The organism is Corynebacterium sp. UMB10119B (assembly GCF_030228125.1).
In the GTDB taxonomy this organism is placed as follows: Bacteria; Actinomycetota; Actinomycetes; order Mycobacteriales; family Mycobacteriaceae; genus Corynebacterium; species Corynebacterium pseudogenitalium.
In genome coordinates, this window is sequence record NZ_JASPBG010000017.1 from 1 (window position 1) to 22,802 (window position 22,802).

The window sequence follows — 22,802 nt, forward strand, 5'->3', positions numbered from 1 at the left end:
AGTCTGCTGTCATAGCACATCCAACGCCTGAAGTGGTGGACCTTCCGGTCTACGGCAGGGAATCCCGATTCAACGAGTACTGTCCCGCCGTAGGCCCAGGCAGGACCTGGAATCCATATCCAAAAAAGCACACATTTTGTCGCTTAACCCGGATCCTCTGAACCGCCGGAGCGCTGCTCCCAGTCCAGGTTCCAGTAGCCCAGGCCGTCGTAGCCGTTGAGCGTGCCACCGTTCGTGTTCTTGATGATGACCGGGTCGCCTCGCTTTACGGTCTGCTGGAACCACTGCGCGTCCGAGTACGTCGCGTTGACGCAGCCGTGCGACTGGTTCGTGGAACCCATCGCCCACACCGCCCACGGTGCCGAGTGCACGTAGATGCCCGAGTAGGACAGCTGGGTGGCGTAGTCCACGGGGGTGACGTAGCCGCCCTGCCCCAGCCCAAGCCCGAAGGTGCGGGAGTCCATCACGAGCGAGGTGTGCTCATCGCCAACGACGTAGGTGCCGTTCGGGGTGTCGTACTGGAAGTCGGTACCCAGCGATACCGGGAACGAACGGATCTGCTCACCGTTTTGGTAGACGCGCAGCACCTTTTCGTTGTTGTCGATGACTGTCTTCACCTCGTCCCCAATTTCGAAGGTGGTCTCGTTATCCTGCGCGCCGTAGACGCCGCCGCCGAGGTCCTTGCCGTAGAGGTCGGCCGTCACCTTCACCGTGGTGCCTGGCTCCCAAAATTCCTTTGGGCGCCAGCGCAGCTCATATGGGTCCAGCCAGAAGAAGCCACCCTCGGTGTCGTTCGAGGTCTCAACGTCGATGAGCTCCTCAAGTGCCTTCGTATCCTGGATGGGGACGTCGAAACGGAACGTGATCGCCTGCGCGACACCAACAGTCGATCCCTCAAGCGGGCCCATGTACACGTTCGTAGTTGCCGCTGGGACGACCGTGGAAAAGCTCACGGTCTTCTTCTGGCCAGCCTTATCCTTCGCCACGATGGTGTAGTAGCGGCCGTACCCAAGCGGTTCGGTGACCTCCCACTCGGTGCGGTCATCATTGAAGGACGATTCGATAACCTTGCCTGCCTCGTTGGTCATCTCGACTTCTTCGAGCCCGGCTTCGGACTTCACCGTAATCGGGTCGAGGGGTTCGACGTCTGTCGCCTCGTCCTTCACCGAAAACGCCGGGGGCTCTGGTTTGACGGTCGTCTGACCAGTGGTTTCCGCCACCTGGTTGATGCCTTTGCCCGCCTCCGACGAGCACCCAACTACACCCGCCGCCAACACGGCGACAAGGCCAACACCAATGAGAGACCGCCGCATGCTTGTCACGTTTCTCGCTTCCTCACAACACCCGAAGTTTTAGCAACCAACAACACTATCGCCCCAGCACAACGAAACGCTACTTTACAACGACCCGAAACGATAACCGTTACATAACGATCGAAAATAACCACCTTGACCAGGCGATTTTACACCCTGCAAACCTTAGTGTTACTGTATTCAACGTTGCCAACGAGGACAGCCTCCAAGACAACAAGCGCCATTAGCTCAATTGGCAGAGCAACTGACTCTTAATCAGTGGGTTCGGGGTTCGATTCCCTGATGGCGCACCACCTTAACCCCCTGACCAGCGGGAACAGTACCGCAGGCCAGGGGCTTTTTCGTATCTTAACCCAAATCCCCCACAAATTCCCCCATACTTTGAAACGCCCCGAGCAGGCGCGCCACCGGCTAGGCTATCGGCATGACTGTCGCTTGCATCCTTGTTGATATCCAAAATGACTTCTGCCCCGGCGGCTCCCTCGGCACCGCGAAGGGTGATCTCGTCGCCGAAGGCGTGCGCACACTGCTCGAAGAACACAGAGACGACTACGACTTCGTGCTCGCCACGCAGGACTGGCACATCGACCCTGGCACCCACTTCTCGCAGGACCCGGATTTTGTGGATACCTGGCCAGTCCACTGCGTTGCTGACACCGATGGCGCACAGCTGCGCGCGCCGCTGGCGTCGATAAGTATTGACAAGTACTTCCGGAAGGGGCACTACACCGCTGCTTATTCCGGGTTTGAGGGCGTCACTGACGGCGATGTACTGCTCGGCGATTGGCTGCGCGAGCACGGCGTCACTGCCATTGATGTGTGCGGCATCGCTACGGACCACTGCGTGCGCGCCACGGTGCTTGATGCCCGCAAGGAGGGTTTCGACGTCCGCGTCCTCGCCGACCTGTGCTCCCCCGTCGACGAGGAGCGTGGGCAGGCCGCACTGCGTGAGATGGAAGCGGCAGGTGCGACGATCGTCGTGAAATAGCAGAAAACCCCGCTCCTCCAACGTGGAGGGCGGGGCACTCTTCTGCGCGTTTTAGCGCTGAGAGAGCAGCTCCTGCAGCTTCTTCAGCTCGCTCTTGCGCTTGCGGCTGTTAAACACCTTGATGCCAACAAGTGCTGCGACACCAACGCCGATACCAATCAGGACCTTCTGGACGGTCTCATCCTGCAGCCAGTTAGCAGCTTCGCTCTTCGCGCTGCCTGCAAGGTTGGATGGCTGAGCGCGGTCTGCGAGCTCATCGAGGGTGCTAGCGAGCTTCGAGCGGGTCTCTGCAAGGCTGCGCTCAATGTCATGAATATCTCGTGCCACGATCTACATACTCCTAGATGTGTTAACTATTTACAGAACTTCCAACCAATCTAGTGTAAAACGGGGAATTATGACTGACAACATTCGACTCGAACAAGGCGACACCGCCCCCGCATTCACCCTGACCAGCGACAAAGGCGAAACCGTTTCGCTTGCAGACTTCGCCGGCAAGCGCGTTATTGTCTACTTCTACCCACGCGCCAACACCCCGGGCTGCACCAAGGAAGCTTGCGACTTCACCGAGCACCTCGAAGTGTTTAACGACGCCAACATCGCTGTCGTCGGCATCAGCCCCGACAAGCCAGAAAAGCTGGCGAAGTTCCGCGAAGACCACGATCTGAAGATCACCCTGCTTTCCGATCCGTCCAAGGAAACCATGACCGCCTACGGCGCATTCGGCGAGAAGAACAACTACGGCCGCATCGTGCAGGGCGTCATCCGCTCCACCATTCTCGTTGGCGCCGACGGCAAGGTTGAGCAGGCACAGTACAACGTTCGTGCAACCGGCCACGTCGAGCGCATCCTGCGCGACTGGGACCTGAATGCAACCACCGGCGCATAAGATGATATCTTTGGCGCCGTGGATAAGAATACGACGCCAAACCAAGACCCCTACCTCAAAGACGAGTACAACCCCGACCGCCCTGCCGAGCCCAAGAAGCAGCGCGCAGTCATCGCGACCATCGCGATCGCGGCCTTGGTCGCCCTCGGCGGCTGGCTCATCTACGGGCCGGAGCAGGACGAAGCACCCACCCAGTCGACGGACGGCTCCGTCCAGTTCCCGATCGACGCGCCGTAGTTTTGCGGCTTCCGCTACTCAGCTTTTGGCTTAAGGGACATTTTGTGTGTATAAATCTATCTGGTTTCCCGGGATGACCTCGGCCAACAACCAGATATGGTTTTCAAAACAGTTCCATTCGCCCGTTTTGAGAAATCAACACCGAATGACGCCTGGTGTGTGATCTGGAGTCTGCGGGTAGCGCAGGGACCCGCGGCATCGAGGGCTCTAGGGGACTAGAACCAGCCGCCTGCGCGTTGCGCGGCCACATATAGCCAGGGGGACGAGCAAAGCCCTTGACGTGCACAATTCTGGTCGCATCGAGGCGCTCGGGTGTTCCGGTCGACCTCATTGCGTCGACCAACCCAGGTCAGCGGTGATTTGGATGGTTTTGGGGCTATTTTGCCGATTTTGCGCTGACCTGCGTTGGTAAACCGGAGTAGGTCGACCGGAAGAGGTCAACGGGAAGAGGTCGACGGACCGAAAGAATTCGATACCGGCATTGATCATCAGTGGAACCCCAGCTTAGGCGTGAGAAAAGGGTGGGCTGGACACAGTTAGTTACACACAAAATGTCCCTTAAGCCCAGCTTTTGGCTTTTGCGGCGCGCACAAAAGAACCTCCGACACTGCGTCATTTGCAATCCCGGAGGCTCTTTCCTCTTGTGCGCCCGGTGAGACTTGAACTCACACGTCAAAGACACTGGAACCTAAATCCAGCGCGTCTGCCAATTCCGCCACGGGCGCATAAAGCGCCTTTCATCCTACACACTGCACAAGTGGGCACAAATTAGCAGGAAGGACCGGGGCTGCTGCTACCAGGTTGGGGGAGGTGTCCGCTGCGCGGACACGCGATCTGCTCCACCTGTCCGCGGCAAGACATCAAATGTTTCCGCCGCGCGGACACACAACCCCCTTTTCATCTTCCACCCCGCGGACACAGGATCCCCTCTGTCTGTCCGCGGCAACACGTCTACCAGCTCCATCCTTCCGGGAACGCATCAGGGGTGTCCGCCGCGCGGACACACGCAACCGCAGAACAAGTATCGGGGCCGCAAAACTTGTCGGAGGGGGCGTCGATAAGTGTTGTTGCTAGACTGAAGCACTGTGAGCGAGCAAAACAGTTTCCCAGGTGAAGAGGGCGCGCCGAAGCGTCGGCACGTTCGGGTTCGCGCGTGGCACGTCGTGTTGCTCATCGCCGCGGTGATTACGTGCTGTCTGCTGGCGTACTGGCAGTGGACCCGCTACCAGTCCGGGACGGGGACGTTCCAGAACCTGGGGTATGCGTTGCAGTGGCCGTTCTTCGGTGCGTTTTTCGTCTACGCCTACAAGGCGGGGTTAAAGATGGAGAACGAAAAAATTGATGCGCTGAACGCATCGGGGTCGATGGATGAGCTCTACGAGGCGGACCTTGCACGCTACGGTGCGGACGGCAGCCGTGATCCGGTGGAGATTGATGAGGATTTCCTGCCGGAGCGTCCTACTCTCGATGTGGAAGAATACAACTCAATGCTCGCACCACGCCGTCGTGGTTCGGCGGATCCAAACAGCGAGCCGAAGAGCGAACCGAACAGAAAGTGAGAGGCCTGAAAGCATGACCCAGCCGCAGCCAAACGCAGCAGCACCCAAGATTCACCCGGAGCGTCAGCGCCGAGTAAAGCAAGCGCTCACGGCGTTCTCTGTCGCAGCGTGGACGACAGGCATCCTGCTGCTGCTCCTATGCGCGCGCATGATCATGCAGTACCTCCTACATATGGACGTGTCCATGCTGGAGTGGGTGGCGCGCGTGCACGGGCTGGCGTACATCCTGTTCCTGGTCACATCGCTGAACCTGGGGCTGAAGGCCCGTTGGGCTGCGCAGACGTGGGCGGTGACCGCGATTTCTGGCGTCGTCCCCTTCTTGTCTTTCTGGGTGGAGGCGAAGCGCCGCAAGGAGGTCACGCGCACGTTCCAGCTACGCTAGCTGCCCACGCTAGCTACAAAGCGCCGCGATGTGCGGTGCCAGCGCCCGCAACGCCGTCCCACGGTGTGAGCGGGCGTTTTTCTCTTCCGGGCTGAGCTGTGCTGATGAGCGACCAGGGGTGTCGGCTGGTTGGAAGATCGGGTCGTAGCCGAAGCCGTGCTCGCCCTTCGGCGCTTCGAGCAGGCTACCCTCCCAGCGGCCCTCGGCGGTGAACTCCTCGCCTTGCGGGGTCACGAGCGCACAGCAGGACACGAACGCCGCGTCACGCAGAGCGATGTCCGCCATCTGCGCGAGCAACAAGTTGTTGTTCGCGGTGTCGGTGTCCTCGGCGCCATGCTGCCCGGTATGCCCAGACCAGCGGGCGGAGAGCACGCCGGGCATCCCGTTGAGCGCGGCGACGGCCAGGCCGGAATCGTCCGCCACGCACGGCAGCCCGGTGGCTGCTACCCCGGCGTGCGCCTTGATCAGCGCGTTCTCCTCAAACGTCAGCCCGTCTTCTTTCGGCTCCGGGTACGGCTCTACGTCGCCGAGGGCGACGAGTTCCACGCCGTCGATGCCGCAGTCGTCGAGTACCTGCTGGAGTTCTTTGAGCTTCTTTGCGTTATTGGACGCAACCAGCACCCTTACCGTCATGCCAGCGCGGCTTTCTGCGCCTGGATGAGCTCGTTCAAGCCCTTTTGTGCCACGTCGAGCATCTGGTTGAGCTCCTCGCGGCCGAACAGGCCGTGCTCGCCGGTGCCCTGGATTTCGACGAAGTTATCGCCCTCCTGCATCACTACGTTGAGGTCAACTTCAGCGCGGGAGTCTTCTTCGTACGGCAGGTCGAGGCAAACGCGGCCGTCGATAATCCCTACGGAGACTGCGGCGACTGGCGCGAGCAGCGGCTCACCCGGTACGACACCGCGCTCTTTGAGTACGGAGATGGCGTCCGCAAGCGCGACGTACGCGCCGGTGATGGAGGCGGTGCGGGTGCCGCCGTCGGCTTGGAGGACGTCGCAGTCGAGCTGGATCGTGTTCTCCCCCAGCTGGCGCAGGTCCACCGCAGCGCGCAGCGAACGCCCGACCAGGCGGGAGATCTCGTGGGTGCGGCCCTTCACCTTGCCGCGCATCGATTCGCGTGGCATGCGCTCGTGGGTTGCGGCCGGGAGCATGGAGTATTCGGCGGTCAGCCAACCTTCGCCGGAATCCTTCTTGAAGCGCGGCACGCCTTCCTCGATGGAGGCGGTGCACATGACGCGGGTGTTGCCGAACTCTACAAGGACGCTACCTGCCGGGTTCGAGGTAAACGAGCGGGTGATACGCACCGGGCGCATTTCGTCGAGCGCGCGCCCGTCTGCGCGCAGAAAATCAGAAGTTGTCATGCCCTCCAGGGTAACGCACTGCGTTACAGCTCGAAGCAGGCGCCGGGCTTGCCGAGCACCGTCGGCCCGCCGAACTCGCGCGCAGCGGCCTCAAGCGTGGCCTGCTGGTCCGCCCACGGCTGGATGTGCACAACCACGAGCTTCTTGACGCCCGCTTCGCGCGCAATCCGCCCCGCTTCTTCACCAGACAGGTGCATGCCGGGCGCCATCCCCTCGGATGTCGGACCCCAGGCGGCCTCGCAGAGGAAGAGATCTGCGTCGCGGGCCGCCTCGACTAGGTTAGGCGTGACCCCGCTATCGCCCGAGTAGACCAGCGTCGCGCCGGTCTTCTTGCACGTGACCCGCAGCGCGTGCGATTCCTGCGCCGGGTGATCCACCGGGAACGGGGTGACCTGCACCCCATCGATCTCCACTGGGGTTCGTGGGCTCCACGTGTGTACGTCAAAGGTGTCACTGATGTCGTCGACCTCGTCGGCGGTGTTCGCGGCCATGCGGCCAAAGTGCGTCGCAGCGTGGCCTGGGCCGTACAGTTTGTGCGTGCGCCTCGCCGGCTTTTCCGGGTGGTAGCGCCGCCATACCAGCAGCGAGGGCACGTCAGAGCAGTGATCCGCGTGCAGGTGCGAAAAAACCAGGTGCGCGTTGGAAGGATCCATTTCCTCGCGCGTTTGCATCGCAGCCAAGGCGCCGGGCCCAAAGTCCATCAGTATGTCCGGGTTGCCCGGCGTACTGATCACATAGGACGAGCCGGGATTACCGGGGGCGCCTAAACTCCCTGAACACCCGAGAATGGTCAACTTCATGGAATTACTGTGCCATGAAAACTACGCAATTTCTAACGTTTCCACTAAAAACACTCAGTTTTGTAGCCATGTCATAGAATTCAGGCTGCTGTGGCCTAGCTCATGGGGTGGTTTACGGCGTGCACCATCGGCCCAAGGAAGCGCGTCGCGAGGGAGTCAAACACTGCCGGGTCGCCGGTGGATTCAAAGGTTCGCGTTGGTTCCACCTCAGGATCCGCCAGCAAGTCGCGCTCAGTGAGGATGCGGAGCACATCCTTCGCTGTCTCCTCCGCTGAGGACACGAGTGTGACGTCGTCCCCCACGGCGAGCTGCACGATGCCAGAGAGGAGCGGATAGTGGGTGCAGCCCAGCACCAGCGTATCGACGCCCGCTTCGCGCTGCGGTGCCAAGTACTCCTTCGCGATACTGAGGATCTCTGGGCCTGACGTCACGCCGCGCTCCACGAACTCGACAAACCGCGGGCAGGCGGTGGCCGTCACCTCCAAATTTGAGTTGAGCGCGAAGAGGTCCTGGTAGGCCCCGGAGGTGATGGTGCCCTGCGTGCCGATCACACCAATCTTGTTGTTTCGGGTGGTCGCGATTGCGCGCCGCACCGCTGGTTGAATCACCTCAACAACTGGGATGTCGTAGCGCTCGCGGGCGTCGTGTAAGAATGCGGAAGTGGCCGTGTTGCAGGCGATGACCAGCATCTTGCAGCCGCGGGCGACGAGTTCGTCGGCGATACGCATTGCGTGTTGGCGCACCTGCGCAATCGGTTGTGGCCCGTACGGGCTGTTCGCGGTATCGCCGATGTAGATCATCGACTCGTTGGGCAGCTGGTCGATGACGGCGCGGGCTACCGTCAGTCCGCCCACGCCAGAGTCGAAAAGACCGATAGGAGCATTGTTCTCGAGCGTTTTCACGTCACATCATCCTAGCCCATAGGGCTGATTCGGATTCTTGCGCTGCTTCTGCTGCTTCTTCCGCGCTTTCTTCATCGCGAGCTCCGGCGGGTCGTCCGAGGTGATGATCATACCCGCGGCCACGCCACCAATCGCTCCAAAGAGGTGGGCCTGCCAGCTGACACCTTCGACCAGTGGGAGCACGCCCCACATCAGGCCCGAGTACGTAAACCCGAGGATGACACCAAGCAACACCTGGCCCGCCGACCGGTTGAAGAAGCCGCGCACCAGCAGGTACGCCAGCCAGCCGTAGACCAGGCCCGAGGCACCAATGTGGTTCGTGCCGATCCCACCGAACAACCAGGTTCCGATGCCACCGATCAGCACCACGAACGCGGTGACCTCCCAGAACACCCGCTTGCCGGAGTATCCCACCAGGAACGCAAAGAGCGCGCCCAAGCCGGTGTTACCGATCAGGTGGTCCAGGTCAGCGTGCAGCAGCGGCGAGGTGAAGATGTGCCAGATACTGGTCAGGTCCAGCGGGTGCACGCCAAAGTTATTCAGCTCTCCGCCGAACACCGCCATGTTCAGGATGTGCACGGCCCAGATAATCGCGATGTAGCCGAGGGCGAACAGCAGCCCGGTTCTGCGCTGCTGCTTGAACTTGCTCTTGCGCTGCGCGGCAGGGTCCATCGCAGGGTCGACGCCAAACGCGGCAAGCTGCTGGTCCGGGTGCGAGAACGGCCGGTCGAAGGGCTTGCCGTAACCCGGCTGCCCAGTCTGGCCGTAGCCCCAGCCTGGCCTCGGTGCGTGTGGAGGTTGCGTCATATGCTTACTCGCCCATCATCGCCTGCAGCAGCGACTCCTGACAGAACGCCAGCCACTCGATGAGCTGCGCGCGTTGCTGCTCGGCGGCCTCGCCGCCGCGGTCGTCGGCCGAGACGTAGAGGCGCATGTCGTTGAGCGCCGCCAGGAACTGGTGTGCCTCCTCTTCCTCGATGGTCACCTCAACGCCACCGGTTGGGCCCAGCGCCTCGTTGACCACCTGCAGGTTGGTCAGCTTCGCCTTGATGATGTCGTTTTCGTGCAAGCTGCGAAGCAGGCCGTTGTCGCCCTCGAACTCCTCGTCCTGCTCCCGCTCAAAGTCCGGCAGCAGGCGGGCCAGCTTCGGGTCCGTCGGCGCCTCGGAGTGGCCCACAGACAGCCCCATCATCTCCGAGAACTCGTCGCGCGGCGCGGACTGCGCCCTAGCGATCAACGCCTCGGACACCGTCGCCGTCAAGTCCCCGATGATCTCGCGCTCGAGGGGGTCAAACAGCGTCGTAAATTTGATGCCTGAGCGCAACAGGCCCTTCTTCTTCCGCCAAGCTTGCATTCGCTACTCTCTCCTTGCCCTGGCCTATCCGGCCTGCTGCATTGTTGCCCAGAGGCCAGCGGTGTGCAGCTTCTTCACGTCGCCCTCGACCTTGTCTTTTTCACCAGAGGACACCACCGCTTTCCCCTCGGTGTGCACCTGCATCATGAGCTCCTGGGCGCGCTTGCGGTCGTAGCCCAAGACGGTTTGGAAAACGTAGGTGACATAGCTCATCAGGTTGACGGGGTCGTCCCACACTATGCACATCCACGGCAGGTTTTCGCTCGTCGCAACCTCGACGTCAATGGCTTCGTCGAGCTCAGGAGACGCCATCGGCGAACTCATCGCTACAATTCCTGTCTTTTTCATGTGCACCACCTTACCTGCTTCAGAAACACGACGCCCGCAAGCATTGTGTGCTAATGCACCCAGCAGTCCCGTCTACGCACTACACTCATCGAACATGACTGAAAACCAGGCCCACCCCAACTACTCGACGGCATTCCTGACGGACATGTATGAGCTGACCATGCTCGACGCCGCCATTCAAGACGGCACCGCACACAGGCAGTGCGCCTTCGAGGTCTTTACCCGCCGCCTGCCGAATGACCGCCGCTACGGCGTCGTCGCAGGCACCGCCCGAGTTGTCGACGCCATCCAGAACTTCCGTTTCACCGACGCGCAAATCGAGGCGCTCGACTTCCTCTCTGACGAGGCCAAGGAATATCTGCGGGACTACTCGTTCTCCGGCCAGGTCGATGGCTACCGCGAGGGCGACATTTACTTCCCATACTCCCCCATCATGACGGTGCGCGGCACCTTCGCCGAGTGCGTGATCCTGGAGACAGTCATCCTGTCGATCCTCAACGGCGACTCCGCGGTGGCCTCCGCCGCGTCCCGTATGGTCACGGCCGCTGATGGCCGCCCGATCATAGAGATGGGCTCGCGACGCACCAACGAGCAGGCAGCGGTCTCTGCTGCGCGTGCCTCCTACATCGCGGGGTTCGTCGGCACCTCCAACATGGAAGCCTCCTACCGATACGGCATCCCGGCCTCCGGCACCGCCGCCCACGCGTGGACGCTGCTGCACGTCGACGAGGAAGGTCGCCCCGACGAAGTCTCCGCGTTTAAGGCACAGGTCGAAAGTCTGGGCAAGGACACCACCTTGCTCGTCGATACGTACGACATCACCAAAGGCATCGAGCACGCACTCGAGGTCGCGGGCACTGAGCTCGGCGCGATCCGCATCGACTCCGGTGACCTGGGCATCGTGTCGCGTCGCGTGCGCGCCCAACTCGACGAGGCCGGCGCATTCAACACCAAGATCATCGTCTCCTCCGACCTCGACGAATTCGCCATCGCGGGCCTGCGCGGCGACCCTGTCGACGGCTTCGGCGTCGGCACCTCGGTGGTCACCGGCTCCGGCGCACCGACGGCCACGCTGGTGTACAAGCTTGTAGAGGTCGACGGCCACCCTGTGGCCAAGCGTTCCTCCGGGAAGCGCACCTACGGCGGCGCGAAGCTGGCCAAGCGCGCCTACCGCGCCTCCGGCGTCGCGGTGGCGGAACTCATCTACCCGCTGCGCGCGGAAATCGATACGAAGCCAGCCCTCGAGTACCGTGACCTGGTGGTACCGCTGATTCGGGACGGAGAGGTCGTCGACAAGCATGACGAGCTCGAGGCTGCCCGCGAGCTGCACAATACCGCTCGCACCACCCTGCCGTGGGAGGGCCTGGCGCTGGCGAAGGGCGATGCGGCGATCCCGACGCGCTTCGTCGGCTTCCCTGAGCCCACCGAGTAGGTAGACTTTCCCGATGTGAGTGACCAGCCTTTCGCCCAAACGACCGAAAACCTGCTCGCGGCCGCCGTCGCCGCCCTCGGTGGCGCAGAGCGCCCCGGGCAGGTCGCGATGGCGAAGGCCGTCACCAAAGCGATCGACGCCGGACGCCATCTCGCCGTGCAGGCTGGCACTGGCACCGGCAAGTCGCTCGCCTACCTCATCCCCGCGATTCGGCACGCGCAGCAGTCGGACAGCACCGTCGTCGTATCGACGGCCACCATCGCGCTGCAACGCCAGCTCGTCGAGCGTGACCTGCCCCGGCTCGCCGACGCCCTCGAGCCGCTTTTGGAGCGCCGCCCCACCTTCGCCATCCAGAAGGGCCGCAACAACTATGTCTGCCTACACAAGATCGGGCTAGACGAGGAGACCCCGGAGGCGCTCATCGAGGAAGACGACATTTCCTGGCTGGGCAAGCACGTCAAGCGCGTCGCCGAGTGGGCACAGGACACCGAGACCGGCGACCGCGACGACCTCGAGCCCGGCGTCCCCGATCTGGTGTGGCGCCAGGTGTCCGTCACCTCCAACGAGTGCCTTGGGGCGAGTCGCTGCCCGCACGGCGAGGAGTGCTTCGCCGAGCTTGCGCGGGAGAAGACCCGCTCCGTCGACGTGGTGGTAACGAATCACGCGCTGCTAGCTATCGACGCCCTCGCAGACGTTGACGTACTGCCGGAGCACGACGTCGTCATCATCGACGAGGCCCACGAGCTCGACGGGCGCATCACCTCCGTAGCCACCAACGAACTCTCAGCCCGCGCGCTGACGCTCGCTGCCCGGCGTGCGGGCAAGCTCGGTGCGGATAAGGCGATTCTCGAAGACGTCGCCGACGACTTCAACGCGGCACTCGCCCTGGAGGAGCCCGGCCGCTGGGAACGCATCTCTGATCCCGCGCGCGGCGCCTTCACCGGTGTCCGCGATGCACTGTGGCGCACGCGCAACGCCATCGCGGACGCCCCCGAAGGCGAGGCCGCGAACGACCCGGAAACCGCCGCCGAGCGCGGCAACCTCAAGAACCACCTCGAGGACCTGCACGACGCCACCGTCCGCATCCTCGAAGTTTTCGACGAGGACGACCCAGCCAAGCACTACGACGTGGTGTGGCTGACGCGCTCCGACAAATACGACGACTCCGTGGCCGTCGCGCCACTCTCCGTCGCCGCCCTGCTGCGGGAGAAGCTCTTCGGCGAACACACCGTGGTGCTTACCTCCGCCACGTTGACTGTCGGCGGGAACTTCAACGCCATGGCGGCCTCCTGGGGTCTTCCGGACAACACATGGGACAGCCTCGACGCCGGCACCCCCTTCGACCCGGCGAAGTCCGGCATCCTCTACACCGCCAAGCACCTGCCTGCACCTGGCCGCGACGGCCTGTCGGACGCGACGCTCGATGAGATCGCCGAGCTCATCACCGCTGCCGGCGGTCGCACGCTCGGTCTCTTCTCTTCGCGCCGCGCCGCCCAGCAGGCCGCGGAGGCGATGCGCACACGCCTCCCCTTCGACATCATGTTGCAGGGCGAAGACTCCACCGGCGCGCTCGTGGACAAGTTCGCCCGCAACGAGAACAGCTGCCTGTTCGGCACGCTGACCCTCTGGCAGGGTGTCGACGTCCCCGGCCGTTCCCTGTCGCTTGTCATCATCGACCGCATCCCGTTCCCCCGCCCCGACGATCCGCTGTTGCAGGCACGTGCCAACGCCGCGGATGCTGCCGGGCGCTCCGGGTTCATGGAGGTCTCCGCCACGCATGCAGCACTCCTCATGGCGCAGGGCGCGGGCCGCCTGCTGCGCTCGGTCAGTGACCGTGGCGTCGTCGCCGTACTCGATAACCGCTTAGTCACGAAGCGCTACGGGTCCTTCCTGCGCCGCAGCCTCCCAGCCTTCTGGGAGACCACCAACCCCGATACCGTCAGAGGCGCGCTAAAACGCTTGGTGGCAGCGCGCTAAACGCCAGCGCCGTCACCGAGCCTGGCGCGACCTCCGTGAACCCTGCGTCGGCGACCACCACGCCGTCGTGTTCGCGCGCGTACGCCAAGCACTCCGCAAACACGCCACTGTCCGCCTCGCGGACACTCAGCGGGAAGCCGTCCTCGGCCCACGCCTGCACCCACTCGAGCGGGCGCTGCGCAGCAAGCAGCATTGAGGCATGCCCCACCTGTGCGGCCGCCTTCCCCGCAGACATCTCGAGCCCAGCATCCACCACAATCACAGGTGTCGACGCCCCCACCTGCCCCTCCACCGACTCCATCGGCAGGTCCGTCCCCTTGATCTGCAGCTTCGATACCTCGTGCGGCACGTCGCACACCGCGGATGGCACAAACGCCCGCACCGACCCGACCGTCACCCCGGGCACCTCCTGCACATCCAACCACGCCTTGTTTCGCGCCCGTCGAGTCACCTTGCGGATGCGGTGGTCGTACCAGCGCTGCAGGTGCTCCCGCCACGGCCCGGGCTCGCCCGCTTGTTCCGCGAGACAGACAGCGACGGTGGCGCGGGCGGCGTCGACTAGCACCGCGTTGCGTGGTGGCGGGTCCTGCTTCGGCAGGTTGATCACCAGCTGCATCGCCTGCACCGTCTCCGGGTCGCGCGGGTCCTCGGTGCGCTGCCGGTAGTCAGCGCTGGTGCGCTCGTGCAGGAGCTGCCAAGCTAACTGTCTGCTCATGCTTCGCGGTTTGTCAGAGCGACGCGACCATCGATGCCCTGGCGTTCATTCGAGTCGTCGATCTCGTCACGCGGGATGCCGATCATGTAGAGCACCTCATCCAGGAATGGGTGGTTCACCGACGCGTCCGCGATCTCCTTCAACGCCGGCTTCGCATTAAACGCAATGCCCAGACCAGCCACAGAGAGCATATCGATGTCGTTTGCGCCGTCACCCACCGCGATCGTCTGGTCCATGCGCAGCCCACTGTCCTGCGCAAACTCGCGCAGGAACTCCGCCTTCGCCTGGCGGTCCACCACCTTGCCGATCACCCGACCCGTCAGTTTGCCGTCTTCAATCTCGAGCGTGTTCGCGCGCACGTAGTCGAGCTCCAGTTCCTCAGCCAGCCCCTCCAGCACCTGGATGAACCCGCCAGAGACCACCGCGGTGCGGTACCCCATCGAGTTCAACGTGCGAATCGTGGTCCTCGCTCCAGGCGTGAGCACAATGTCCTTCGCCACCTCCTCAATCACCGACGCGTCGAGCCCCGCCAGTGCCTTCACTCGCTCGCGCAGCGACTCCTCAAAGTCCAATTCGCCGCGCATCGCGCGCTCAGTCACAGCAGCGACCTCCGCCTCACGTCCCGCGTGCGCAGCCAGCATCTCGATGACCTCGCCAGTAATCAGTGTGGAATCACAGTCGAAGCACACCAGGCGCTTCATCCTGCGGTGCAAGCCCGCGTGTTCCATCGCGAGATCAATCCCCAGCTCTGCTGAGATCTCCGCGAGCTTCTTGCGGATCTCCTGCCCGTCACCCGGCGAGTAATTCGGGATCGTAATGCACAGCTCCAAACCTGTCACCGGGTACTGCGCGATCCCGCGAATCGTGTCAATGTTTGCACCTACCGACGCCAACTCCGTCCCCAGCCGTGAAACCGCCTCAGCCGTAACCGGGTTGCCAAGGACCACCACCACGTGCGTGGAACGCGGGCGCTGGTCCGAGCGGGCGGAGACATCCGTCTCGATGGTGACACGCTGACCATAGTCCCACAGCGCGACGCGCAGCTCACGCTCGATATCCACCAAGTCGTTTGGGTCCATGCCCACGAAGGCTGCCAGCATCAGGCGCCCTCGGAAGTCCGTCTGCTCCACGTCGAGCAGCTGGACATTGTGGCGCGACAGGGTTGTGAAAAACGAACCCGAAACGCCCGGGCGGTCTGGGCCCGACGCGGTGATAACCGCAGGCTTGAGACCTGCTTGCAGCTCTACCTCAAACGCCGTCATTGGTGGTGTACTCCTTCGTGTTACTGGCTGACTGTGATGAGGGTAGCACCTTTTGACAACACAAAACCCCTCATCGGAGAACCGATGAGGGGTGTGATCTGTCAGGATGAGGGGTTCACCATCTGGTTACTTCCCGGAGTTCGTGCCCTTCCACGTTGCTGGGGTATCAGCCTTGTGGTTGCTGTGAGCCTCGCGGCGCAGCTGCTCCACCATGTGCGGGTAGTGCAGCTCGAACGCAGGACGCTCGGAGCGGATACGTGGCAGCGCGGTGAAGTTGTGGCGCGGTGGCGGGCAGGAGGTTGCCCACTCGAGCGAGTTGCCGTAGCCCCATGGGTCATCCACGGTGACAATCTCGCCGTAACGCCAGGACTTGATGACGTTCCAGATGAACGGCAGCATACCGATGCCCAGGATGAAGGAACCGACCGTGGAGATCTGGTTCAGCAGCGTGAAGCCGTCGGTATCCAGGTAGTCAGCGTAGCGGCGTGGCATACCCATGTTGCCCAGCCAGTGCTGGACCAGGAAGGTCATGTTGAAACCGATGAACGTGAACCAGAAGTGGATCTTGCCCAGGCGCTCGTCCAGCATGCGGCCGGTCATCTTCGGGAACCAGAAGTAGACACCAGCGATTGCGGAGAACACCACGGTACCGAACAGGGTGTAGTGGAAGTGCGCAACCACGAAGTAGGAGTCATGCAGCTGGAAGTCCAGCGGTGGCGAAGCCAGCATAATACCGGTCAGACCACCGAAGAGGAACGTGAACAGGAAGCCCATCGCCCACAGCATCGGGGTCTCGAAGGTGATGTGTCCGTTCCACATCGTGCCCACCCAGTTGAAGAACTTCACGCCGGTTGGGACGGAAATCAGGAAGGTCATGAAGGAGAAGAACGGAAGCAGAACGGCACCGGTTGCAAACATGTGGTGCGCCCACACAGCCATCGACAGGCCAGCAATCGCGAGCGTTGCGAAGATCAGGCCGATGTAGCCGAACATTGGCTTACGGGAGAAGACCGGGATGATCTCAGAGATGATGCCGAAGAACGGCAACGCCAGGACGTACACCTCAGGGTGTCCGAAGAACCAGAACAGGTGCTGCCACAGGATTGCGCCACCGTTTGCAGTGTCGTAAATGTGGCCACCCAGCAGGCGGTCGTACAGCACGCCCAGTGCAGCAGCGAGCAGCAGCGGGAAGATCATCAGGGCGATGATCGAGGTGACGAACACGGTCCAGGTGAACGCTGGCATACGGAACATCGTCATGCCTGGCGCACGCATGGTGAGCACGGTGGTCAGCATGTTAATCGCGGATGCGACGGTACCGATACCGGTTGCGCCCACACCGACGATCCACAGGTTCGCGGAGACGGATGGGGTGTGCGTTGCGTCAGCAAGCGGCATGTACATGGTCCAGCCGAAGTCAGCCGCACCACCCGGGGTCAAGAACCCAGCCAGCATCGCGAAAACACCGACGGACGTAATCCAGAAGCCGAACGCGTTCAGACGTGGGAACGCCACATCCGGCGCGCCGATCTGCAGCGGCAGGACATAGTTAGCGAAGCCCCACACAACTGGCGTACCGAACGCAAGCAGCATCACGGTGCCGTGCATGGTAAACAGCTGGTTGAACTGCTCGTTGGACAGGAACTGCAGGCCCGGGCTGAACAACTCAGCACGGATCAGCAGAGCCATCAAGCCACCAACGAAGAACCAGATGAAGGACATGATGATGTACATGATGCCCAGCTCTTTGTGGTCTGTCGTGGTGAGCTGCTTATAAATCTGAGAGCCAATCCGGCCATTGCCAGTTGGCTCCGGACGTGTCGACTGGACTTTAGTCTCCAGCCTTGGCGCCACAGCGGTCATTCGTTCCTCCTGACTGTAACTTTCGCACACAAAACAGGTACACGAAAGCTAATTGTGATACCGCATCATCTTAAGTGACGCGCCCATACATTTGCCAGCCTTTCCGGGCCTTTCCCCAACGTCCACCTCGCACCCCTGCCAAGGCCTGACAACAGCCACCATGAGTTACCTGCCGAAACACCAACAGTCACAGCAGCCACCAAACACATAGCACAAGCCAGTACGCTCGCAACGTTTCGAAACTCCCCCACACACGTCCCCCGTTTAGTATCAACCCAAAGTTTGGGCATGTTGACGCCCGAAAGCGAAAAACGTGCCACCGCAAACTGCTGCGGTGGCACGAAGTGGCGTCGAAAAGCACTCAGCTGACAGGGTTAGAAGTCCCAGTCATCGTCCTCAGTCTCCTCGGCCTTGCCAATGACGTACGAGGAACCCGAGCCAGAGAAGAAGTCGTGATTCTCATCAGCGTTTGGCGATAGCGACGCCAGGATCGCCGGCGAAACGCGAGCCTCATCGACCGGGAAAAGTCCCTCGTAGCCCAGGTTATTGAGGGCCTTGTTCGCGTTGTAGCGCAGGAATCGCTTCACATCCTCGGTCCAGCCCAGCGGATCGTAGATGTCTTCCGTGTACTGGATCTCGTTCTCGTACAGGTCGTAGAGGATGTCGAAGGCGTACTCCTTGAGTTCCTCCTGACGCTCCGGCGACTCGTCGCGCAGGCCGACCTGGTACTTGTACCCGATGTAGTAGCCGTGCACCGCCTCGTCGCGAATGATGAGGCGGATAATGTCCGCGGTGTTCGTCAGCTTCGAGTGCACCGCCCAGTTCAAAGGCAGGTAGAAGCCCGAGTAGAAGAGGAAGGACTCCAGCATGACGGAGGCGACCTTCTTCTTCATTGGGTCGTCGCCACGGTAGTAGGACTCTACAATCTTAGCCTTGCGCTGCACCTCTTTGTTTTCTTCTGTCCAGCGGAACGCCTCATTAATCTGCGGGGTGGACGCCAGCGTCATGAAAATGTTCGAGTAGGACTTGGCGTGTACGGACTCCATGAACGCAATATTCGTATAGACGGCCTCTTCGTGCAGCGTCTTCGCGTCCGGCAGCAGAGATACCGCACCGACGGTGCCCTGCAGCGTATCCAGTAGCGTCAGGTTTGCGAACACGCGCATCGTGGAAAGCTGCTCATCATCAGTCAGCGTGTTCCAGCTCGGAATGTCATTCGAAACAGGAATCTTTTCTGGGAGCCAGAAGTTACCCGTGAGGCGGTCCCACACCTCGAGGTCCTTCTCATCAGGGATTTCGTTCCAGTTAATCGCCTTCATCGGCTCCTTATGAGCCTGCAGGTAGCCAAGATACTCTTCAGTCATGGCGCCCATCTTAGCGCAAGCGCCTCTACGCAGCGGCGCCGGTTGCGATTGTCCGCGCGGCGGACACTTGGCGGGGGTACATTCCGGACAGCCGACTTTGACTTTCGCCAAACGCGACCAGTTCCCTACAGCGCTTTCTCCTTAGGATTCACCCCCTCCTACCCCCACCCATGCCCGACTCGTTGCGTTGTAGTTCACAGCCGGGGTTATGCTGATTAATAGTCTCAATTCAAACTCTCCGATACGAGAAAAAGGATGAACAGCATGCCTCTCACCCTCGATCCTGCGGAATCCACTGAAGGACCTCTCCTTACCAAGGTGCTCGACGAGCTTGGGGGCGAGATTGTATCGGGGATAATGGCTCCCGGGGAACGCTTCACACTCCAGGATCTCTCCGACCGGTTCGGGATTTCCCGCACGGTCGCACGCGAGGCAATGCGCGCGCTCGAGCAACTCGGCCTTGTAAGTTCTTCACGCCGAGTTGGCATTAAAGTGCTGACCGAAGAACACTGGGCCGTCTTTGACCAGGCTGTAATCCGCTGGCGACTCAGCAGCGAGGCGCATCGTGCGAAGCAAATCGTGTCGCTGGACCAACTCCGAAAGGCGATCGAGCCGGTCGCGTCGGCACTCGCAGCGACGAATGCGACAAAGGAACAGGCGCAGGAGCTCAGGGCGTTGGCCGAGCAGCTCATGGAGCTCTCCGAAGCAGGCGAAGGCAATACGGAAGCCTTCCTCGAGGCGGATAAACGTTTTCACACCTTAATATTGGAGTGCTCCGGCAACGAGATGTTCCGCACCCTCGCCCTTCCGATTCTGTACGTGCTTGAAGGGCGCACCCGCTACGGCATCATGCCGAACGACCCACACCTCGATGCAATGGCATACCACCTGAAAGTGGCCGAAGCCATCCAATCCGGCGACTCAACAGGAGCAGAAAACGCATCCTGGAGCCTACTGCGCGGAGTGGACGGCTTCGTCGAGTTCTAAGCCAGCACTGTTCTCAACCAGTGCTTACAGCATGCAGGACACGCAGCCCTCGATCTCGGTGCCCTCAAGGGCCATCTGGCGCAGGCGGATGTAGTACAGGGACTTAATTCCCTTGCGCCATGCGTAGATCTGCGCGCGGTTCAGGTCGCGCGTCGTCACCGTGTCCTTGAAGAACAGGGTCAGCGACAGGCCCTGGTCGACGTATTTCGTAGCGACAGCGTAGGTGTCGACGATCTTCTCGAAGCCGATCTCGTAGGCGTCGTCGAAGTACTCGGTGTTGTCGTTGTTCAGGTGAGGCGCCGGGTAGTAGACGCGACCGATCTTGCCTTCCTTACGGATCTCAATCTTCGACGCGATCGGGTGGATCGAGGAGGTTGAGTTGTTGATGTAAGAAATCGAGCCGGTCGGCGGGATTGCCTGCAGGTAGCGGTTGTAGATGCCGTCGCGAGCGACCGCTTCTTTCAGTGCTGCCCATTCTTCGGCCGTCGGCACTGCAATCGTCGACTTTTCGAACAGCGCCTTGACCTTCTCCGTCTTCGGCTGGAAATCCTCCGGGTTGTAGCGGTCGAAGAACTCGCCGGTGGCGTACTCGGAGCGCTCGAAGTCCTCGAACTTCTTGCCCGTCTCCACTGCGATCTTGTGCGATGCCTTGATGCACTCGTACATCACGGCCGCGAAGTAGGCGTTCGTGAAGTCGAGGCCTTCCTCTGAGCCGTAGTGGATGTGCTCGCGGCCAAGGAATCCGTGCAGGTTCATCTGGCCCAGGCCGATGGCGTGGGAGGCGTCGTTACCCTCACGGATCGACGGCACCGAGTCAATCGACGTCTTGTCCGCCACCGCCGTAAGACCGCGGATTGCGGTCTCGACGGTGCGGGAGAAGTCGTCGGAATCCATCGCCATCGCAATGTTCAAGGAGCCAAGGTTGCAGGAAATATCGTGGCCGACCTTCGCGTACGTCAGGTCAGCGTTGAGCTCCGACGGGGAATTGACCTGCAGGATCTCGGAGCACAAGTTGGACATGTTAATGTGGCCAGTCTTGACCGGGTTCGCTCGGTTCGCGGTGTCCTCGAACATGATGTACGGGTAGCCGGACTCGAACTGGATCTCCGCCAGCGTCTGGAAGAACTGACGCGCATTAATCTTCGACTTGTGGATGCGCGGGTCTTCCACCATCTCTTCGTACTTCTCGGTGACGGAGATGTCGGCGAATGGAACGCCGTAGACGCGCTCGACGTCGTACGGCGAGAACAGGTACATGTCGTCGTTACGCTTCGCCAGCTCAAAGGTGATGTCTGGGACGACGACGCCCAGCGAGAGCGTTTTAATACGAATCTTCTCGTCAGCGTTTTCGCGCTTGGTGTCCAGGAACTTCATGATGTCAGGGTGGTGCGCGTTGAGATACACAGCACCTGCGCCCTGGCGTGCGCCGAGCTGGTTTGCGTAGGAGAAGGAGTCCTCCAGCAGCTTCATCACTGGAATCACACCAGACGACTGGTTCTCGATGTGCTTAATGGGCGCGCCGGCCTCACGAATGTTCGACAGCAGCAACGCTACGCCGCCGCCGCGCTTCGACAGCTGCAACGAGGAGTTAATCGCACGGCCGATGGACTCCATATTGTCCTCGATGCGCAGCAGGAAGCAAGACACGAGCTCGCCGCGCTGCGCCTTGCCTGCGTTGAGGAATGTCGGCGTCGCCGGCTGGAAGCGGCCCGTCATAATCTCGTCGACGAGCGCGGATGCGACCTCTTCCCTACCGTCTGCGAGGAAGAGCGCGGTCATCGCCACGCGGTCCTCGAAGCGCTCGAGGTAACGGCGACCGTCGAATGTCTTCAGCGTGTAGGAGGTGTAGTACTTGTACGCGCCCAGGAAGGACTTGAAGCGGAACTTAAAGGCATACGCACGCTTGAACGTGTCCTTCACGAACTCCCAGTCATATGCCTCAATAACCTCGGGCTCGTAGTACTTGTTGTCCACCAGGTACTTCATCTTCTCTTCGAGGTCGTGGAAGTACACCGTGTTCTGGTTCACGTGCTGCAGGAAGAACTGATTCGCAGCCTCGCGGTCCTTATCGAACTGGATCTGACCGTTTTCGTCGTACAGGTTCAGCAGTGCGTTGAGCGTGTGGTAGTCCAGCATGTCAGCCTCGTTGACCGGCTCCGGCACATTCTTGCCATGAATAGGGTTCGTAGACACAGATATCCTCTTGATGCTTCAGTGTTAATTAACGATCGGCGTTACGGTATTTATTTGTATATTTCTCGCGCAGTTGCGCTAAGCGTTGTGCGTTTTCCTGCCCCGGCAGCTGCCCAACCGACTCTAGCGCGTCTTCCTGCTCGGGGGTCAGCGGCAGCAAACCGAGGCGGTCAGCGTGCTCGATCAGCTGGTTGCGCACGCGAAGCACGTCGTCATCAGTACCCAGCAGCTCAAAGCGGAAAAGGTACGGGACGTTGCACTTCTCCGATATTACGTCACCAGCCAGGCCGTAGTCCGTGCCAAAGTTGGAGTTGCCAGACGCGATGACGCCACGGATATAGCTGCGGTTGTGTTCGTCATTCAAAAACTTGATGACCTGCGGCGGGACAGGTTTGGTGTTCACGTGCGTCATCGATACGCCCCCGCCATAGGTCGGGCAGATGAGGACGTAGGGCTCGTCGATAATTGGTGCTGGGTCCGTGCGCCGCAACGGAATACGCTGCGCCGGAAGCCTCACCTTATCGACGAACCGCTTCGTCGTCTCTGTCAACGACGAGAAGTACACGATCAACATGTTGGATGCCCTCTACATAAAAAGAGCCGCCAATGTGTAAAACACTAGCGGCGTGAGACGTCGGAAGAGTTAAGCCGCAGCCAGGCCACGGATGCGCTCCGGGCGGAACCCAGACCAGTGCTCGCCGTTTACCTCAACGACTGGTGCCTGGAGGTAGCCGAGCGCGAGGACGTAGTCACGCGCTTCGTCGTCGACGGAAATATCTACGAGGTCGTACTCCAGCCCTGCTTTTTCGAGTGCTTTGGTAGTTGCTTTGCACTGCATGCACGCCGGCTTGGTGTAAACGGTAATAGACATAACCT

At 61.3% G+C, this 22,802-nt stretch carries 23 protein-coding genes, 2 tRNA genes and 1 pseudogene; 9 read left to right on the top strand and 17 right to left on the bottom strand.

Annotated elements, in window-relative coordinates:
• Nucleotides 1–143: 143 nt before the first annotated feature.
• Complete coding sequence (locus QP802_RS10200; RefSeq protein WP_284818672.1) at nt 144–1,313, bottom strand: L,D-transpeptidase; 1,170 nt, start codon at nt 1,311–1,313, stop codon at nt 144–146.
• Nucleotides 1,314–1,530: 217 nt separating this feature from the next.
• Between QP802_RS10200 and QP802_RS10205 the strand changes: the two genes are divergently transcribed.
• Both QP802_RS10205 and QP802_RS10210 read left to right on the top strand, forming a co-directional pair.
• Nucleotides 1,531–1,606, top strand: a tRNA-Lys gene (locus QP802_RS10205).
• Nucleotides 1,607–1,737: 131 nt separating this feature from the next.
• Nucleotides 1,738–2,301: an isochorismatase family protein gene (locus tag QP802_RS10210; RefSeq protein WP_284818674.1), complete on the top strand. Its 564-nt coding sequence runs from the start codon at nt 1,738–1,740 to the stop codon at nt 2,299–2,301.
• Between the two features lie 51 nt (nt 2,302–2,352).
• On the opposite strand, the gene QP802_RS10215 is transcribed toward QP802_RS10210, so the two are convergent.
• Nucleotides 2,353–2,628 carry a DUF3618 domain-containing protein gene (locus QP802_RS10215; protein WP_284818676.1) on the bottom strand — a complete coding sequence of 92 codons (276 nt, stop codon included), beginning with the start codon at nt 2,626–2,628 and terminating at the stop codon, nt 2,353–2,355.
• A gap of 70 nt (nt 2,629–2,698) precedes the next feature.
• On the opposite strand from QP802_RS10215, the gene bcp reads away from it, so the two are divergent.
• A complete protein-coding gene (bcp, locus tag QP802_RS10220; protein WP_070975250.1) occupies nt 2,699–3,190 on the top strand; it encodes a thioredoxin-dependent thiol peroxidase in 492 nt (163 codons plus the stop codon).
• Between the two features lie 18 nt (nt 3,191–3,208).
• Complete coding sequence (locus tag QP802_RS10225; RefSeq protein ID WP_071573756.1) at nt 3,209–3,427, top strand: hypothetical protein; 219 nt, start codon at nt 3,209–3,211, stop codon at nt 3,425–3,427.
• A gap of 644 nt (nt 3,428–4,071) precedes the next feature.
• On the opposite strand, the gene QP802_RS10230 is transcribed toward QP802_RS10225, so the two are convergent.
• Nucleotides 4,072–4,152 (bottom strand) — tRNA-Leu (locus QP802_RS10230).
• 360 nt (nt 4,153–4,512) lie between these two features.
• Between QP802_RS10230 and QP802_RS10235 the strand changes: the two genes are divergently transcribed.
• Both QP802_RS10235 and QP802_RS10240 read left to right on the top strand, forming a co-directional pair.
• Nucleotides 4,513–4,986 carry a hypothetical protein gene (locus QP802_RS10235; RefSeq protein WP_284818678.1) on the top strand — a complete coding sequence of 158 codons (474 nt, stop codon included), beginning with the start codon at nt 4,513–4,515 and terminating at the stop codon, nt 4,984–4,986.
• Between the two features lie 13 nt (nt 4,987–4,999).
• On the top strand, nt 5,000–5,368 hold the full coding sequence (locus QP802_RS10240) for a DUF3817 domain-containing protein (protein WP_070361992.1): 369 nt from the start codon (nt 5,000–5,002) through the stop codon (nt 5,366–5,368).
• Between the two features lie 9 nt (nt 5,369–5,377).
• Here the strand turns inward: QP802_RS10240 and rdgB are convergent, their stop codons facing one another.
• From rdgB to clpS, 7 genes are all read right to left on the bottom strand, one after another.
• Nucleotides 5,378–6,001, bottom strand: coding sequence for an RdgB/HAM1 family non-canonical purine NTP pyrophosphatase (gene rdgB, locus QP802_RS10245; protein WP_284818681.1), 624 nt, complete (start codon nt 5,999–6,001; stop codon nt 5,378–5,380).
• Entirely contained in the window at nt 5,998–6,729 is a 732-nt protein-coding gene (gene rph / locus QP802_RS10250; RefSeq protein WP_070478462.1) for a ribonuclease PH, read from the bottom strand. The genes rdgB and rph overlap by 4 nt, the downstream gene beginning before the upstream one ends.
• A gap of 23 nt (nt 6,730–6,752) precedes the next feature.
• Nucleotides 6,753–7,529, bottom strand: coding sequence for an MBL fold metallo-hydrolase (locus QP802_RS10255; protein WP_284818683.1), 777 nt, complete (start codon nt 7,527–7,529; stop codon nt 6,753–6,755).
• Between the two features lie 95 nt (nt 7,530–7,624).
• Complete coding sequence (gene murI / locus QP802_RS10260) at nt 7,625–8,431, bottom strand: glutamate racemase (RefSeq protein ID WP_070361988.1); 807 nt, start codon at nt 8,429–8,431, stop codon at nt 7,625–7,627.
• A gap of 6 nt (nt 8,432–8,437) precedes the next feature.
• Complete coding sequence (locus QP802_RS10265; RefSeq protein WP_407933417.1) at nt 8,438–9,238, bottom strand: rhomboid family intramembrane serine protease; 801 nt, start codon at nt 9,236–9,238, stop codon at nt 8,438–8,440.
• Nucleotides 9,239–9,242: 4 nt separating this feature from the next.
• Entirely contained in the window at nt 9,243–9,785 is a 543-nt protein-coding gene (locus QP802_RS10270) for a DUF2017 domain-containing protein (RefSeq protein ID WP_070361986.1), read from the bottom strand.
• A 24-nt stretch (nt 9,786–9,809) separates the two neighbouring features.
• Nucleotides 9,810–10,109, bottom strand: coding sequence for an ATP-dependent Clp protease adapter ClpS (gene clpS / locus QP802_RS10275; RefSeq protein ID WP_071565662.1), 300 nt, complete (start codon nt 10,107–10,109; stop codon nt 9,810–9,812).
• A gap of 118 nt (nt 10,110–10,227) precedes the next feature.
• Between clpS and QP802_RS10280 the strand changes: the two genes are divergently transcribed.
• On the top strand, nt 10,228–11,565 hold the full coding sequence (locus tag QP802_RS10280; protein ID WP_252932031.1) for a nicotinate phosphoribosyltransferase: 1,338 nt from the start codon (nt 10,228–10,230) through the stop codon (nt 11,563–11,565).
• Nucleotides 11,566–11,580: 15 nt separating this feature from the next.
• Nucleotides 11,581–13,542, top strand: a complete 1,962-nt coding sequence (locus QP802_RS10285) for an ATP-dependent DNA helicase (RefSeq protein ID WP_284818686.1) — start codon at nt 11,581–11,583, stop codon at nt 13,540–13,542.
• Here the strand turns inward: QP802_RS10285 and QP802_RS10290 are convergent.
• The 4 genes from QP802_RS10290 to nrdF all read right to left on the bottom strand — a co-directional run bounded on the left by QP802_RS10290 (nt 13,505) and on the right by nrdF (nt 18,746).
• Nucleotides 13,505–14,257 carry an aminoacyl-tRNA hydrolase gene (locus QP802_RS10290; protein WP_284818687.1) on the bottom strand — a complete coding sequence of 251 codons (753 nt, stop codon included), beginning with the start codon at nt 14,255–14,257 and terminating at the stop codon, nt 13,505–13,507. The two genes, QP802_RS10285 and QP802_RS10290, sit on opposite strands and share 38 nt — an antisense overlap.
• A complete protein-coding gene (serB, locus tag QP802_RS10295) occupies nt 14,254–15,519 on the bottom strand; it encodes a phosphoserine phosphatase SerB (protein WP_284818688.1) in 1,266 nt (421 codons plus the stop codon). Before serB ends, QP802_RS10290 begins: the two co-directional genes overlap by 4 nt.
• Nucleotides 15,520–15,645: 126 nt before the next feature.
• On the bottom strand, nt 15,646–17,382 hold the full coding sequence (gene ctaD, locus QP802_RS10300; protein WP_070361980.1) for an aa3-type cytochrome oxidase subunit I: 1,737 nt from the start codon (nt 17,380–17,382) through the stop codon (nt 15,646–15,648).
• A gap of 374 nt (nt 17,383–17,756) precedes the next feature.
• Nucleotides 17,757–18,746, bottom strand: a complete 990-nt coding sequence (gene nrdF / locus QP802_RS10305) for a class 1b ribonucleoside-diphosphate reductase subunit beta (protein WP_070363445.1) — start codon at nt 18,744–18,746, stop codon at nt 17,757–17,759.
• Between the two features lie 264 nt (nt 18,747–19,010).
• On the opposite strand from nrdF, the gene QP802_RS10310 reads away from it, so the two are divergent.
• Nucleotides 19,011–19,733, top strand: coding sequence for a FadR/GntR family transcriptional regulator (locus QP802_RS10310; protein WP_284818690.1), 723 nt, complete (start codon nt 19,011–19,013; stop codon nt 19,731–19,733).
• Between the two features lie 24 nt (nt 19,734–19,757).
• Here the strand turns inward: QP802_RS10310 and nrdE are convergent, their stop codons facing one another.
• The 3 genes and pseudogenes from nrdE to nrdH form a co-directional block, all read right to left on the bottom strand.
• A complete protein-coding gene (gene nrdE, locus QP802_RS10315; protein ID WP_284818701.1) occupies nt 19,758–21,869 on the bottom strand; it encodes a class 1b ribonucleoside-diphosphate reductase subunit alpha in 2,112 nt (703 codons plus the stop codon).
• Between the two features lie 208 nt (nt 21,870–22,077).
• Nucleotides 22,078–22,500: pseudogene (gene nrdI, locus QP802_RS10320) on the bottom strand (class Ib ribonucleoside-diphosphate reductase assembly flavoprotein NrdI); the annotation flags it as partial.
• Nucleotides 22,501–22,569: 69 nt separating this feature from the next.
• The gene (nrdH, locus tag QP802_RS10325; RefSeq protein WP_070361976.1) at nt 22,570–22,797 is read right to left on the bottom strand and encodes a glutaredoxin-like protein NrdH; all 228 of its coding nucleotides are present in this window, start codon (nt 22,795–22,797) and stop codon (nt 22,570–22,572) included.
• Nucleotides 22,798–22,802: the final 5 nt, after the last annotated feature.

Coding starts and splice junctions, on each gene's coding strand:
- QP802_RS10200 (WP_284818672.1), bottom strand. CDS start 1,313: ATGCGGCGGTCTCTCATTGGTGTTGGCCTTGTCGCCGTGTTGGCGGCG.
- QP802_RS10210 (WP_284818674.1), top strand. CDS start 1,738: ATGACTGTCGCTTGCATCCTTGTTGATATCCAAAATGACTTCTGCCCC.
- bcp (WP_070975250.1), top strand. CDS start 2,699: ATGACTGACAACATTCGACTCGAACAAGGCGACACCGCCCCCGCATTC.
- QP802_RS10240 (WP_070361992.1), top strand. CDS start 5,000: ATGACCCAGCCGCAGCCAAACGCAGCAGCACCCAAGATTCACCCGGAG.
- rdgB (WP_284818681.1), bottom strand. CDS start 6,001: ATGACGGTAAGGGTGCTGGTTGCGTCCAATAACGCAAAGAAGCTCAAA.
- rph (WP_070478462.1), bottom strand. CDS start 6,729: ATGACAACTTCTGATTTTCTGCGCGCAGACGGGCGCGCGCTCGACGAA.
- QP802_RS10255 (WP_284818683.1), bottom strand. CDS start 7,529: ATGAAGTTGACCATTCTCGGGTGTTCAGGGAGTTTAGGCGCCCCCGGT.
- QP802_RS10265 (WP_407933417.1), bottom strand. CDS start 9,238: ATGACGCAACCTCCACACGCACCGAGGCCAGGCTGGGGCTACGGCCAG.
- QP802_RS10270 (WP_070361986.1), bottom strand. CDS start 9,785: ATGCAAGCTTGGCGGAAGAAGAAGGGCCTGTTGCGCTCAGGCATCAAA.
- clpS (WP_071565662.1), bottom strand. CDS start 10,109: ATGAGTTCGCCGATGGCGTCTCCTGAGCTCGACGAAGCCATTGACGTC.
- QP802_RS10280 (WP_252932031.1), top strand. CDS start 10,228: ATGACTGAAAACCAGGCCCACCCCAACTACTCGACGGCATTCCTGACG.
- QP802_RS10290 (WP_284818687.1), bottom strand. CDS start 14,257: ATGAGCAGACAGTTAGCTTGGCAGCTCCTGCACGAGCGCACCAGCGCT.
- serB (WP_284818688.1), bottom strand. CDS start 15,519: ATGACGGCGTTTGAGGTAGAGCTGCAAGCAGGTCTCAAGCCTGCGGTT.
- ctaD (WP_070361980.1), bottom strand. CDS start 17,382: ATGACCGCTGTGGCGCCAAGGCTGGAGACTAAAGTCCAGTCGACACGT.
- nrdF (WP_070363445.1), bottom strand. CDS start 18,746: ATGACTGAAGAGTATCTTGGCTACCTGCAGGCTCATAAGGAGCCGATG.
- QP802_RS10310 (WP_284818690.1), top strand. CDS start 19,011: ATGCCTCTCACCCTCGATCCTGCGGAATCCACTGAAGGACCTCTCCTT.
- nrdE (WP_284818701.1), bottom strand. CDS start 21,869: ATGCTGGACTACCACACGCTCAACGCACTGCTGAACCTGTACGACGAA.
- nrdH (WP_070361976.1), bottom strand. CDS start 22,797: ATGTCTATTACCGTTTACACCAAGCCGGCGTGCATGCAGTGCAAAGCA.